General features: G+C 37.7%; 7 protein-coding genes. All 7 read left to right on the top strand.

From position 1 onward, the window contains the following. Positions 1 to 1,403: hypothetical protein (locus RWO85_RS05880; RefSeq protein WP_314414644.1), on the top strand; the 1,403-nt coding region annotated here is incomplete at its 5' end. After that, entirely contained in the window at positions 1,387 to 1,896 is a 510-nt protein-coding gene (locus RWO85_RS05875) for a hypothetical protein (RefSeq protein WP_314414642.1), read from the top strand. The genes RWO85_RS05880 and RWO85_RS05875, both read left to right, overlap by 17 nt. After that, complete coding sequence (locus tag RWO85_RS05870; protein WP_314414640.1) at positions 1,869 to 2,465, top strand: hypothetical protein; 597 nt, start codon at positions 1,869 to 1,871, stop codon at positions 2,463 to 2,465. Before RWO85_RS05875 ends, RWO85_RS05870 begins: the two co-directional genes overlap by 28 nt. A gap of 3 nt (positions 2,466 to 2,468) precedes the next feature. Then, positions 2,469 to 4,631 (top strand): hypothetical protein, encoded by a 2,163-nt coding sequence (locus RWO85_RS05865; protein ID WP_314414639.1) that lies wholly within the window; start codon positions 2,469 to 2,471, stop codon positions 4,629 to 4,631. After that, positions 4,624 to 12,762 (top strand): hypothetical protein, encoded by an 8,139-nt coding sequence (locus RWO85_RS05860; RefSeq protein WP_314414638.1) that lies wholly within the window; start codon positions 4,624 to 4,626, stop codon positions 12,760 to 12,762. The genes RWO85_RS05865 and RWO85_RS05860 overlap by 8 nt, the downstream gene beginning before the upstream one ends. 59 nt (positions 12,763 to 12,821) lie before the next feature. After that, positions 12,822 to 15,299, top strand: coding sequence for a glycosyl hydrolase family 28-related protein (locus RWO85_RS05855; protein ID WP_314414637.1), 2,478 nt, complete (start codon positions 12,822 to 12,824; stop codon positions 15,297 to 15,299). After that, the gene (locus tag RWO85_RS05850; protein WP_314360165.1) at positions 15,299 to 15,784 is read left to right on the top strand and encodes a hypothetical protein; all 486 of its coding nucleotides are present in this window, start codon (positions 15,299 to 15,301) and stop codon (positions 15,782 to 15,784) included. Before RWO85_RS05855 ends, RWO85_RS05850 begins: the two co-directional genes overlap by 1 nt. Position 15,785: the final 1 nt, after the last annotated feature.

The raw sequence follows: 15,785 nt of genomic DNA, 5'->3' as shown, positions 1-15,785 counted from the left end.
ACTTATCTATTATGCCGTTCACTCAATATGGTATCGTTGAGATTAAAAGCGTAACTGATGCTAAGAATGCAAAGGTTAATGTTCTGAATGGTATTAAAGAGGGTGAGCCTAGCTACCAATGGAAATTAGGCAGTTGGAATAGAGGCAGAGGTTATCCTAAACTTTGTACATTCTATCAAGACCGATTTGTAGTTGCTGCTACTGATAGCAAGCCTAACTTCATATGGTTTAGCCGTACTGGTGATTATCCAAATTTTGGTGTCGAAAAGGTGGAAGGCACTATCACAGATGATAGTGCAATCACCTTGCCGGTTATTAATCGCAAGATGTGTGAGATTCGTCATCTCGTACCAGCTAACGATCTAATCATTCTTACAAGCGGTAATGAGTGGATTGTAAGAGGTGATAAAACCATTACGCCTACCAACTGCAATTTAAAAACACAAACCCAACGAGGGGCCTTATCGTGTGAACCTCAATTCATAGGTAATCGGTGCGTGTTTGTTCAAGAGCGTGGCGGTACTGTTCGTGATATGGGTTACTCTTATGAGAGCGACAACTACACAGGGCAAGACCTTACATTGTTTGTTAAAACATTGGTTAAAGGTCATCTGGCAGTAACAAGTGCTTATGCACAAGACCCTGACAGTATTATTTATTACGTTCGAGATGATGGGCAACTCAACTGTTTAACTTATATCCCAGAACAAAAAGTGTATGGATGGTCGCACTTTGTAACGAATGGTAAATATCGATATGTAGAAAGTGTAGCAGAGGGTGAGCAAGACACAATCTATTTTGTTGTGGATCGTGTGATTAATAATAAGAGTGTGAAATGCATTGAACGTAGTATTCCGTTGTATACAGAAGATAACTCCGATGTGTTCTTAGATTGCTATGTTAAAGTCGCTAATTCAATTAAGACTGATTACATCAACGCACCTCATTTAGTAGGGCAAATGGTAGACATAGTAATTGATGGACAACAGATGCCATCTAGGGTAGTACCACCAACTGGTGTTATTAAATTGGATGGCAAAGCAAATGTAATTACTGTTGGTTTGCCTTACACTACTAAAATTAAAATACCTAGCGTAGAACAACAAATAAACGATGGTACTTTACAAGGCCGAGTTGCTACAGTATCAAGAGTAGTGCTTCGCATGTATAAATCGTTTGGCGGCAAAGTTGGCCGTACATTTGACAGAATGGATGATATTACATTACCACCAAATGAATTGTTTACAGGTGATAAGCCTGTAATCCTACCTAAAATGGGAATAAATTATTCAACCGATACATCGATATGTATTAAGCATAGTGATCCGTTTCCATTTAATTTATTATCGATAACTCGTATTGTTGAAATTGGCGGAGGACTAAGAGATGTTCCGGGACTATAAAATTGACGAAATTGAGCCTACACGGCGAGATAAATTAATTCAGGACCTAGAAGTTAATCTAAGGGCAATAGATGCCATAGAAGTCAAAGAGGTGAATCGTTTATACCCTTTCAAGGATTTCTGTTCCGAAATATGCAAATCTGATTATGATAGCCATGTCGTCGTAGAAGACGATGTGGCTATTTGCGTATATGGGATTGCAAAAGAACCAGTTAACGGAATGTATGGGATATACTTCCTTGGCAATAAAGTATTAGAAAACGATATGCGGTGGCAGATGCGTTTTATCAAGTTAAGCAATCAAGTTATTGCTGAATGGTTAGAGACTAGGGAATGGCTATTTAATTACGTTCACACAACTAACATTAAAACAAAGCGATGGCTCGAATCGATTGGAGCCGTTATTCATCCAACTGTAAAAGTTGGTGATTTAGAATTATTCACTCTCAAGAAGGAGGACTTCATATGTGCTTACCCGCAGCGGCAATCTTAACCGCAGTCAGCACTGGCATAGGGATGATTGCGCAACATCAACAAACAAAAGCTCAAGTTTCGATGTACAACGCCCAAGCACAAGCGGCTGAGGCTAATAAGCGAATATCTGACCGCAAACAAGAACAAATTGCTATGCAACAGCTGCAAGAGCGGGACAAGATGGATAATCGTATGCGTCTTGTAGCCGGTACGAATGCAGCAGAAGCTGGAGCAGGTGGGTTGCAAATGGCAGGGTCCCCATTACAATTAATGGCGTCCAGTTATGATGAGTACAACAAAGACGTCTATAACTGGGAACAGAATAAAAACAATGCCATTTATAACGAATATTTGAATGGTATGAACTATCAGAATGAAGCTAATGCCGCACGTGCTTCCGCTAAAAATGCACGACGTCAAGGCAAATTGGCAATGGTAAGTAGTATTCTTGGCGCCGCATCATCTATGTATGGTATTAAACAACAATACGCAGGTGGCAAGATGAAGACTACATATGGTGGTGACCCTGTAGGGTATACAGATAGAGGCCCAGTCGTAACTGTTAAGCGTGATTATAAAATGAGGTAGGATATGAAATTTGTTAATTATGATCCAACCCAAAAATTAAATACAATTCAAGGTAGCACACAGGCTTCTAGTAATGAAACGGCATATGGTGGTAATGTAAGTGGCTTAAATGCTATGAGTAAAGCCTTACAAGAGGCAACAAATACATGGATGGAAATTGACAAACGAAAAGATTACATCGATGTAACCAATGCTATTAATGAGTTCAATAATAGTACTAACCAACTGTTGAATGATGATAAAGACGGGCTGATGAATCGTAAAGGAATGAATGCTCAATCTATATTGCCTGACTATAATGCCGGTGTAGATAAGATACAACGGGAAATTATGGGTAAATATAAATTCAGAACAAATGATGCTATTAATGCTTTTACGAAAGCTGTGGAAACGTCTAAAACGACTGATTACAATAACATATCCAAATATTCAAGAGGTCAATATGAAACGGCGTTAAGTACAGCTACGCAAAATCAAATTACAAATCTTCGTGATTCTGCTATTCGTTCTGACAACATGGCTGACCAAATGAAAACAATTACATTGATGGGTGATTTGTATAGGTCTACTGGCAAGGAATTGGGACTGGATGATGAACAAATCAATGAAAAAATCCGTGCTAATACAGATGAGACAGGTAAGTATTTACTAGATAGGGCTGTTGCAGAAAACGATTCCACCAGAACAGAAAATCTAATATCGTCATTAAGTGGTGTAGTTAGCGAAAGTGTTTTGACTCCATATAAAAAGATGTCTAATCAAATGAACATCAACAAATTAGTTAATGATGATAATACACATGCTAAGTTGTATCAGATGTATGGACATGATTTAAACTCAGGAATGAGCAGTGCTGCCATGTATGTTAGAGCCAAGATGGAAACTGAAAATGAAGAAGCCATTAAAGGTGGAGTTGGTCAAAACAAACAGTTATGGGATATGGCTGTTTATGCTAATAAAAAATATGGTATTAATACTGAAATTGCATATCGACAATTATATGCAGAAGGTACAGTTGGCGGTGAATTAAGCAGGCTTGCTAGAGAAAATCACAATTACGCAGGTTTAACACAGGTTGAACCAAATGGTGAAGAAAACAAACAGACTGATGGTGGTACAAATTATTATAAAATGTACAATTCTGATGAAGAGTTTGTTGATGATTGGATGAAAGGATATATCATTCCTAATAATGCTATCAATGCACAATCTATAGATGAATATGCTGATAAATTAAAAGCTGGTGGATATTATACGGCAAGCGCAGAACATTATAAGAGCTTAATGAGAAATGCCCCAATGTCTAGCGGCGGCAGCCCTAAGTATTCCGAAGACCAAATTAAGAAAGCAGAAGAAGAGGCTAGGACGGCATATAAAAATTATTTTACGTTGCAAGAACAAACTAGAAAGATTGCTATTAATGATCGTTTACAATCAGGTCAAATAATCTTAAATCAAAAAATAGCCAATGGCGATGTAAGCGGTGCGTTCCAATATGCACAGGTTCAACTAGCAGGAGCAACTACTCCAGAAGAGCAAGAATATTGGAGTGGTAAAATGGCTAGCGAAAGACCGAAGCTAGATAGAATTTATGAAAAAAGTTTGAAGATGACGGCACAAGAAAAATGGGGAATTAAGCAGTACGCTAAATCTCACACTTACGAACAAACACGAGCATATGCAGAACGTGTATTGCCTAATAAAATCATGGATGATGAACTTGATGCATCATTACTTGAAATCGATGATAACAATAAGAAAGCTAGCAACATTGACTTAACTCCATATGAATATAAACTTGCTACAGTTATGCCAGAAGACAAAACATTGGCAGGCAGTTTTAAATATGGTGTTAAACAAGAAATGGCCGGACGTATTGAAGAATTTAAGGTTAAACATCATAGACCACCTACAGATGCGGAAAAAGATGAAATCTTCGATGCTGCAGTCGCAACAAGTACATTACGTAGTACAAGCAAACCATTCTTTGGTGACGGAGACGATTATTCCGCAACAATTAGTGGTGCAAGTAACCAAGCTATAGGGATTATTCATGCGGAACCTATTGGCAATCATTATATCCGAGTAACCTATAAAGATGGTTCTACTCAAGACATTTATGAATCAGAATATAATGCATTACAACGGAGATATACAAATGGCTGATATTAATCAAAAAGAACGTGAGGAATTTCAAGCGTTAATACATGGATACGGACAAGGCCCACGTTCCTTTACGGCTAATGCCGGTATACAGTCTAGTCCAGTAGGTGGGTTAACACCAGTTGGGCAAGCTATCGGTTCAGGAATAGACACCGTATCAAATATTGCAAAAAGCACAGCGGATGCATTATCTACAATTGCTAATACTCCTACTAGCATTAAAAATGCAGATGGAACGGAAACAATTTCCCCATTCGGGCAGCAAGGTAATGCATTTCAAGCGATAGGTCAACTAGGACAATCTTTACCTAATGCTTTGCCTGCTAGTTTTGTTAGTAACACAGACCGATTATTTTTATATAACAATGATCAATTACGTGCTAATGAAGCTTTGCGAATTGCTAAGACTTTAAATATTGGTGCAGATACAGTCATGTTTGGCGATGATAGAGCCTTTGAACGTGCTGATTATTTGTCTAGACGTGCTGAACGTGGCCAAGTTTTACAAGATATTTATGATGAGTTTCCAGAACTCTATAAAGTTAAATATGGCTCGCAAGCTGAAGGTATTCAAGCATTAAACAATATCGAATCAATCAAGAATACAAAAGGTATATTTGATTCATTACAACAAAGCATTTGGGCAATGAATGACCAGATGAAATTAGGCGATGTTGGCTTCGCCTTAGCTTATGAATCTGACCCACAAAAGATTAGCGAATTAACGGCTGAAGTTAATCGATTACAAAATAACTTGCAAAATTATAGACGTCCAGATGGTGGCAGTCCTTTACAAGAGGTATTGGGTTCAACTGCTAGTCAAATCTATATGATGGGTAAGCAAGGCGGTGCAGGTGCTATTGTAGGTGGTATAATTGGCGGTATTGGTGGCGGTGTAGTTAGTGGTGGCTCTGCTGCTATACCTACTGCAATGACTGGCGCTAAATGGTTAGGTTCTGCTGATATGGCATACGAGATGTATAAGATGTCATTTGGCAATAAATATCTTGAATTGATTGGTAAACGTGACCAAAAAGGTAATCGAGTATATTCCAATGAAGAAGCAAAAGAGTATGCCATGTCATTTGCGGCTATCGATGCCAGCATTGAATTTGTGGCGACTCGTACAATCGGTAAAGCAGCAACTAAAATCGCTCCTAAGTCCGCACTTGCTAGTGCCATTTCAAGAGGAACTACTAATGCAGCTGAGACATTTAATCGTGGTATTGGCGTAACTGCTGCACAAGTGGCTAAGTCTTCCATTAAAGCTGGCGCTCCAGAACTATTTGAGGAAGGCCTACAAGATGTCAATGAAAAGTTGCAGCATAATTTGTGGCGTAAATCGAATGATCAAGAGGGACCATATTCTGCAGGTGATATGTTCGTAGGTGCCGGTGAAGCTATGTGGCAAGCACTACCTGCTGTTGTTGGATTTGGCGTAATTGGTGGTGGCATTAGTGGTGCCCGCACAATGAAAGCTTTTAAAGACTTTCAAAAGTTATCTCCAGAAGAACAGCACATGGCTGTTATGGAAGAACAAAATCGTAATGGACATGTTATTATGCAGAACCTTAAAAACGATGCTGCCGCTAACAATTTGGCAAAAGAAAACCCTGAGTTGTATGGAAAAATCGTACAAGCTCAGGGGGATAATATAGGCGTATCTACCGCTTATATTAATGTCAATGAAATGGCTGAAACCGAAGAAGGTCAAGCGGCTATTCGTAATATGGTAGATGCTGGATTGGTAACACAAGAGAATGTAACTAAGGCGATTACGGCTGATGCTCCGATTGAAATTCCTATCGGGTCTTATGCGCAATTAAGTGGTGGCTTATCTGAAGAAACTGTTAAGGCATTAGAAGAATCCTCTTACTTTACACGTGGTGGTCTTTCTATGAAAACACTTGAACGTGCAAAAGAAGAAGTCCATGCTATGAAAGACCTTGTTAAAGATGATACTGGAAAACGTGCAAAGCATGTTAAGGAAGATATTATCCGTAGCTACTTTGATGAAGTATCTGATGTAGATAAAGAAATGCTCGATGTGGTTCTTGCGGATCCGACACATATTAAACAAACGTTTAATAATGTGTATAAGGAACTTACTGAACAGTACCGGGAACAATATACAAGTGATTTCGATGCTATGGATATCGATTTAGAAACGGCACGTACTACTGGGGTAAATCCTACATGGTTAGGCGATAGCAAAGCACCACGTTCTAATGCGGAACGCAGACGAATGGCATATCAATCTAGCCTTGCTCGTACCCAAAGTACATTAGCTGATAATCCAGAAGCACTTAACCAAGCAGGTTCTCATTATGCTGATATGGAGCATACACTCCAACAAATTGAATCGCTAGAATCTATGCGAGATACATTATTTGAACTTGCAGATAATGACATCGCTTTACGTATGCAATTATCCAAATCCGGATATGAAGTGTATCAGTCTTTAAAATCCATAATGAGCGATGCAACTGTTGACCGTAAACAACGTGATACGGCAGAAGCCAATGCATTGCTCATGGCACAACATGCTGATATTATGGCACAATACATGCGACAAATGGGCCGTGGTGGTTCTACTGCTATGGATTATTTCCGTGATAGCGTGCGTATCAACATGAATGCTAAATTAGAAAACCAAAAAGGGTATAATCAATTAGATCAAGATGCAAGACTTAAATTAAGTATTGATAAGAAAAAGTGGAGTAGAATTATAGATAATATTTCATCTTATAAAAGATCTGATTTAATTAGCGTTATGGACACTCCAGCTGTACTGCAACTCGTAGGCGTTAAGGATTTGCCAATCAAAATGTATGTTTCTAAATATTTTGATATGAAAACAGGTGCTGGCAAAAACAATCAACATAAGACAGTTACTAACAAAATGTGGAAACAATTGCCTAGTGCATTGGTAGACCCGATTGCAATTTTCCCATCTAAAACAGTTAATGGTTCGATTGTGGTTATGACAGAAATTACAGATAGTAACAAAAAGCAAAGTATTGTTGCTTTGGAATTATCAGCTAGTGTTGCAAATAATATTACAATTAATAGAATAAAATCTTTTTACCCTAAAGATAATGCTAGTGCAAACACGTGGTTTTATAATAATTTTTCAGATAAAAACAATCCACCACTCTATATAAACGAACAAAAAACCACTAGATGGTTTACAAGGAACGGGCTCCAATTGCCTTACCAAGTAAACCAATCTAGTGGTTACTTTAATAAAAGTATACCAAATGAAAATGATTTAAGCAACTACAGAAACGCAAATAGTAATATTTTTTATCAATCAGCATGGCATGGTTCACCACATGATTTTGACACATTTGATTTAGGTGCTATTGGTACTGGTGAGGGTAATCAAGCACATGGCTGGGGTTTGTATTTTGCTAAAGATAAGAAAGTATCTGATTTATATAGACGTGAATTATCTTTAATTCATGATGTTGATAAAGGTACATTATTTAAAGTTGATGTTCCAGATACTAAAACAATGATTGATGAACAACAGTCATTAAATATTTTAAGTAAAGAAACAAAGCAAAGTTTAAACGCAGCAATTAATGCATTGCCAGAACAAGAAAAAGAAGTATTTATCAATGAATATACAAATAGTCCTTTGTTTAACCATTATGCTAAAAAAGGAATCGATGAGTTAGGTAGTAAGTTTAATCAACTAGATACTGAGTACAATTTACTAAAAGATAAGTACCTTGATAAATATATCGAGGGAGAACTTAACACAATTACTCAGAGAACTATAAATAGATTAGCTGAAAAATATAACATTGATTTAAAGGCACTGAAAGAAAACCCAGATAGTATAAAAGATGTAAAAAATCAACTAGATACTATGTGGTTTAATGCTTTTACAGAATATGGTATGGCTAGTAAAAAGTATAGGGAAATTTATTGGGGTAAGTATAAAGAAGATTTTTCTACACTATTAAATGATAGTGGTATAAATGGTAGAGATTTTTATCTGGCATTATCTAAAGCCTTAGGGGGTGCAAAAAAAGCATCAGAACATCTTAATGAGTATGGCGTTAAAGGCATTACTTATGTTGGAGAACAAGACGGACGATGCTATGTAGTGTTCGATGATAAAGCAATTAAAGTCATTGAAAAGTATAACCAATCTATAAACGGCATGACCGAAATCATGAAAGATGGTGAACGCATTATCAGCATTTTCAAAACTGCAGATAGAAGTACATTCTTACACGAAATGGGTCATGTATTCTTTGATGATATTCAAAAGCTAGCATCTATGGAAAATGCCCCAGAGCAACTTGTTCTAGATTGGAACAAGTTGAAAGAGTGGTCTGAATGGGATGATGCGCAAGGTGCTGACAATACAAAGGCACATGAAAAGTTTGCTCGTGGATGGGAAGCATACCTTCGTGAAGGGAATGCTCCTACAAAAGGATTACAACGTGTATTCCGGATGTTCTCAAAGTGGTTAACTCGTATCTATCGTGCGGTGACACGACTAGGCGGATTGCCACCTAAGGAAATACAAGATATCATGGCGCGTATGATCGCTACCCAAGAAGATATAGATGCCTACACAAAAGAACAGGCACTTGAACAATTTGAATCTAGCAAGTTATTTACACAGCTCGATGAAGCTGAACAAGCAAAGGTTCAAGGATATATTGCCGACGTCGGGGAAATGGCGAAAGAACGTGTCATGAAGCGGTATATGAAGGAATTGGAAAGTCGTCCAATCAAAGAATGGAACGATGAAAAAGATTCTATTCAAGCTGATATCGAAAAGCGTTTAATGGAGCAGTACCCAATATACAAAGACCATCAACGCTATAATGCATTCGGTAAAAATGCATTAGCCAATACTCGATACGGCACGCTAAAAGAATTAGAAACTGCTGAACGTGAGCAAACCGGATTTACGTTTGACGAAGCTGTTAATCAGGCTATGGAATCTGCCGAGCAGGCATTCATTGAAGATAACCATATTGGCAAATCTAATATAGAAATTGCTGAGGAATGGTTATTATCTTCAGATGGTCAAATGAAATTAACTGAAGAGGAAGCTAAAATCATTAAGTCACAAACCAATCGTGACCTTGCTAAAAACTGGGAACTACTCGACAGGTTAAATCGACTTGACCCTAATTCAGAAACAATTGAATCTGATTTAGAGCCAATTGCAAAACGAATAATTGGTGACAATGAAAAGGTTGCTAAAGAATTAGGTGTTGTATCAAAAGAACTTGATTCCGCTCAAGACCGTATTGAAAAGCTAAAAGCACAATTACAAGAACGTATTAATAATGTACGTGCTATCCGAGATAGTGGTGTAGGTGTGATAAGTGATTATATGAACCGTGCTAGACAGGAATTAGGCGATTTGACCTTATCCCAAGCTAGCCAGTATAAGAAGTATCAAAATCAAGCCATTCGAGAAGGTAAACGTGCTGACAGGGCGTTGGCAGTTAATAAACTGGAAGAGGCTTTACAAGCTAAACAATTGCAACTTCTAAATCAAGCGAGGGCTCGTGTTGCGTTTGACAATGCACTCCGCATTAAGAAGTTAAGGACCAAGTTGATTGATAACCTCAACAGAATGACACGCCCTAAAAATCCGATTACTATTGAACCTAATATGAGATATTTCTATGCGCACATGGCATACCAAATGGGACTTACTAAATACGACGGACTGGAACCAGTAGATGGGTTTGATATGAATGCTGTTATTAATGCATTAGATCCTGATGCGGATATCCTAGGTGACAAAAGTATTACATTCCTTGACCCATGGATTGTACAACTATTTTATGGTAAAACACCTATGTCATTTAAAAATCTAACAATGAGTCAGTTGAACACACTGGAAGAATTAATGACAGGCATGTATAAGAATGGCCGCAACGCTTATAAAGGCTCTACCATTCTTAATGATAAAGGTGAATCGATTACATTTGATGATGCAGTAGATGGCATATTAACGGAAGCAATCGATACATTTGGCAAAATTAATGGGAATGTATTTAACGCACAAAACAATCAAACTGGTTTGGAAGCCGTTGCAGGTCTTATTAATAAAGGCAATTTATCATTGCTCAAGGTTGAAACATTCTTACGCCGATTAGGGCCAGATGCTGTGAAATATATCTATAATCCGATTAGCCGTGCAACACAAGCTTTTAATGAACGCAAGGAAGTGTCCATGCGTAGATTGGCAAAAGATGTATCCTCTGTGTATGGTAAGCGTGAATTATTTAACATCCGAAATAAGCATATGTACGATGTTGGGGAATTGCGTAATCTAACCAAGGAACAGGTTATTGTATTAGCTTTGAATTGGGGTACAGAACGTAACAGACAACGGGCAATGGAAACGGCCAAGGTAACTGAAGTTGAAATGGAAAAAGCCTTTCAAGAAATCCTCACCGATAAAGATTGGGAATTTATTATTCGGACATGGGACCACATTAACTCCTTCTTTACTGAACGTAGCAAAGTTCAAGAAGAACTTTATGGGAATCCATTGAAGAAAGAAGAAGGCATCACATTCACTATTGGTGGTAGAACTATCGTTGGACAGTATTACCCAATTGTGTATAATCCAGAAGTCAATGCAAGTATATCTGATAAGGAAGTCGAAGATATTGCAAAAACTATGGTTAGTAGTAATGCGATATTAGGAACTGGCATGAGCGCTACTAAAAGCCGGTTAGATGTAGTCAAGGATAAATCATTATTACTAGACTTTGATGTCATTTCTAATGCGATTACTGAGTCAATCAATCATATAACTATGCGAAAAGCTGTGACGGATGTAAATCGATTAGTAGCCAATAGAGAGTTCCAAAACTATATTGTTGAGAAATTTGGAATGAATTCCTATCAATTCTTGCGAACTTGGGTTCGTGATAATTGGAAGGATGAAGCGGCTAAGATGGATGATGTTGGTAAAATTTTAATGTTCCTTAAACATAATGCAACAATGGCTATTATGGCTGGACGTGCATCAGTTGCTATACAAAATGCCTTAAACATTCCTGTTGCTGTATATCGTATTGGTGCGGGCAATGTAATTCGTGCTGTTAATCATGCAGGAGTAGGATTCTATGGTCATGGTACAGAAACCTACAATAATACTCGTGATTTTGTTATGGAGCAATCCATATTCATGAGGGAACGTATTCAAACTTTAGATAAAGACCTTAAAAAGGGATTAACCATCCAAGGAAAGGGGCTCCGCATTAATGATAAGAATATCGGTGGGTACAAGTTTGAAAAAGGTGCTGAAATCCGTGATGAAATTAATAACATGGGATTCCGATTGCTCACAGAAACAGACTTCGCATTATCCATACCAGTATGGAAATTTGCGTATGATCAAAAGGTTGCCGAACTTCAATCTAAGGAAGGGGTAAGTACTGAATGGATTAATCAACAAGCAATTGAGGCAGGAGACAGAGCAGTACGAGATATATTCGGAAGTGGTGATGTTAAAGATGCAGCATCCATTCAACGTTCACGGAATCAATGGGTTCAATTATTTGTTCCGTTTTATTCGTATGCTAATACTTTGTATAATATCATCGCTGAATCATGGTATATAGGCAAAGACAAAGGGGATTGGATGCCTTTTGTAAGAGTGTTATGGTGGGGGATCATATCACAGGCAATTGGTATGACAATTTACAAAGCCATGACAAATGGTGACGATGATGATCCAGAATCTATCGCCAAGTCTTTTGCCGAAGAATTTGTACAACAAGGAACCATGGGTATTCCATTAGTGAGAGATATAGCCACTATGGTTATGAAATTTATTTTAGGAGAACGTCCATACAATAAAGGTAATACCGTAATGGGATTAAGTATCTTTGAGAAATTATGGGATACCGGTCAAGCTATCTCAAGTGACAATAAAGATATTGTTGATGTAGGCCGTTCGCTCAGTCAGGTTTCTAACCGTGTAACTGGTTTTAGTGATACCGTAACCGATGCTTTCTGGACATTGTTGCGTGTAGGGCTAACTGATGCAGATGCCAAGATTGAAGATATATTCATGTCAATTTTGTTAGACAAGCGTTTAAAGACTAAAAAAGAAAAGAAGAAGAAAAAATAAAAGTAAGGACTACCTAGTTTTAGGTAGTCCTCTTTATATGCAAAGAAAGGCGGGATATTGTGATTCCACAAGTCAACAATCCAGTTGTTCAATATCAATGTGATGGGGTTAACAAGACTTTTATTTGGCCATATGACTTTAACAACATAAAAGACATTAACCTTATTCTAGTTGATGGAGACGGACGGCAAACAGCGCAAACAGGGAACATCTTATATGATGCACAAAATAAAACTTTAACGTATCCAAGTATTGGTGAACCATTGCCAGCAACTTATAAAGTTGTTTTAGTCAGACGTACACCAATATCACAAACTACAGAACTAGCCAATAAATGGCCATACAATCATATTGAAGGTATGGGTGATAAAGTCATTCTAATTCTTCAGGAAATGAAAGAACAATTAGATCGCACATTACAAATTAATGTAGGCGCTGATGAAGACCCAAATCAAGTAACACGTGATATTGTAGATAACTCCATTGAAGCTGCTAAAAAAGCAATTGCAGCTGCATCTACGGCAGAGGAAAAAGCCAATGAAGTGCAAGACAATGCAACAAAGCTAACAGCCATTAACGACAATATTAATGCATTATCTCAAACGGTAGATGATAAATTAGCAACTGCAAATACAGCGCTTATACAAAGTGCTGATACGTTTGAGAAAACACAAAAATTAGCAGATAACACAAAGGCATATGCGGCACAAACAGAAACCGATAAGAAAAATATCAATGATTTAGTTGCAAAAGCTGATGCCATCAAGAGTGATATTAATAATAAACAAATAGCTAGTGTAGGTAATGCCAAGAAAGCGGAAGATGCAGCCAAACGTGCAGAGGTAGCAGCTGCTAAAGCTGAAGAAATAGCAATACCCGGTGGCAAAGGGATTGTAACCAAATCTGAAGCCGATGCTAAATACATCGGAAAAGAATCACTAAATGGTATTGTGTCAGTTAAAGACTTCGGAGCAGTTGGCGATGGCGTCACCGATGATACGGCTGCATTTAAACGTGCTAATGATAATTTGGCTAATAAAATTTTATTAGTGCCAAATGGTCAATACAAACTAACTGAACATTTAACCTTTAATACAGTGGGTTCAGTTATGGATATGGGTGTATACACCAATATCAAGCCGTATTATCCAACAGAAACACCAATGCTAAAAGGCGCATCAAACATAGCGTTTGTAAAAAATATTACTTATGATGCGGAAGTGAACCAATGCCAAGGGTTTACTTACAATTCTAAAAAGAATGTATTTGTACTTGCCTGTATTAATGGTGAAGGTACTAATCAAATTCTTTACGAGCTTAACCCAGACACTTTTGAAAAAGTAGGTGCTTATAAATTTACGGATTCTGAACGCCTAGGGCATTGTAATACGATGACATATAATCGGTATACGAATAAGATTTACATCGCAAATGGGCTAAAAAATGGCAATAATTTGACGGTTATGAATGCCGATACTATGACAATCGAAAATACTATTACATTGCAAGAAAAGGTATTCAACATTGACTATGATCCGATTACAAGGACTTATGTATCCATTGTACCTATTGCAGGTAACCAAAGAGTACGAACTATCAATTTGTATAATGATGAGTTCAAAAAACTCAAAACGTACCAAGTCGATTATATCTATCCGGACATGAATAATAACGGGGCCTTTATGCTAAACGGCGCAATCATGTCCGCAACGTTAGGAAGTCTTGTAGAGTGTACACCATTCGGTACAGTTAAACAGATCATTGAAATCAATCGTGAAACGGAAATCGAAGACATCGCTTACTACAATGGCAAGTTCTATTTTTCAGTACTAACTCAAAAGCCAAACAGACGTCACCAAGTAGATATTTATGTAGGTGACCCAAATTACGACTTTGAAAACTCAATCAATACTGCACGATTAGCAACGCTTGATTATCTCAAACTAGCAGGTGGTACATTAAGTGGCGCACTTAAAATGGCTAATAATACCTTAATCGAGGGTTATAAACCTGACGGACATGGTGTTGGTATGGCTAAGGTATCTACTAGCGGTAACGTAGAACTTGGCGATAACTCCGTTAATACGTTTGTTAAAGGTAAGGAATTTAAACACTATGATGGTACAGATAGTTTCACAGTACTTACCACCAAACATTACGGAACGGCAATTTATAATAAAAAGGATGTAGACGATAACTTTATTAAGAAAACAGAAGTAGACCAGTTGGGTTTTCCGTACTCTAAAGTTGAGGCAGCGACAGATTGGAACACGTTCACAACACAAGGGGCAATAGAAATCAATTTTGATGGCGGTGCCAACAACCCACCACGTAGCCACAAACAAGGGATGCTAATTGTCATGAACTTTGGCAAAGGTGCGATGATAGACCAAACATTCCATGCGTTCAATGGTGAAACATACCACCGAATGTTCATGGCTAATACATGGAAATCTTGGGGCAGGGTTCAAACATCCTTAAATAGCCGATTGAAATTGTGGAGTGCTAATGGTGGAAACGAGGTGTATGTTGAATAATGCCTAATCTAAAAGTTAAGAAAGGAAATGACACATTAACATTTGGACTGACTGATAACTTGCGAGATGTAGGCGATAATCGATTGCCTGTAATTGTTGAGGGCAAAACATACTATGCACGATTGGGGGCGGATAAAACCGCTCTTGTGGTGCAACGTACATCAAATAGTGCTAAAAGTTATGTACAAACCAACCCTGTATTGTTTAATACATGGCGATGGGGAAAGGTACCTTATGACATTAGGGGTACAGAAAAAATGTTTGTGTACTTACCAAAAGGAAAGTATAGAGCGACTGTGCATGGTGGGTATGACAAAACTAATGAATTTACTATAGCTGCATCGCAAGATATTGAGGTTAATGTTTCTACAACAGGTAGAGATAATTATTTAACAGATACTGTTTTCAATATAAATGGATGGAGAGATACTGTAAGTTTAACACGGCATCAATTTACTATAACTATTGAACGAATTGGGGAGTAAG

The organism is uncultured Streptococcus sp., from assembly GCF_963521865.1.
In the GTDB taxonomy this organism is placed as follows: Bacteria; Bacillota; Bacilli; order Lactobacillales; family Streptococcaceae; genus Streptococcus.
This window is presented reverse-complemented; position numbering and strand designations above follow the sequence as displayed.

Coding starts and splice junctions, on each gene's coding strand:
- RWO85_RS05875 (WP_314414642.1), top strand. CDS start 1,387: ATGTTCCGGGACTATAAAATTGACGAAATTGAGCCTACACGGCGAGAT.
- RWO85_RS05870 (WP_314414640.1), top strand. CDS start 1,869: ATGTGCTTACCCGCAGCGGCAATCTTAACCGCAGTCAGCACTGGCATA.
- RWO85_RS05865 (WP_314414639.1), top strand. CDS start 2,469: ATGAAATTTGTTAATTATGATCCAACCCAAAAATTAAATACAATTCAA.
- RWO85_RS05860 (WP_314414638.1), top strand. CDS start 4,624: ATGGCTGATATTAATCAAAAAGAACGTGAGGAATTTCAAGCGTTAATA.
- RWO85_RS05850 (WP_314360165.1), top strand. CDS start 15,299: ATGCCTAATCTAAAAGTTAAGAAAGGAAATGACACATTAACATTTGGA.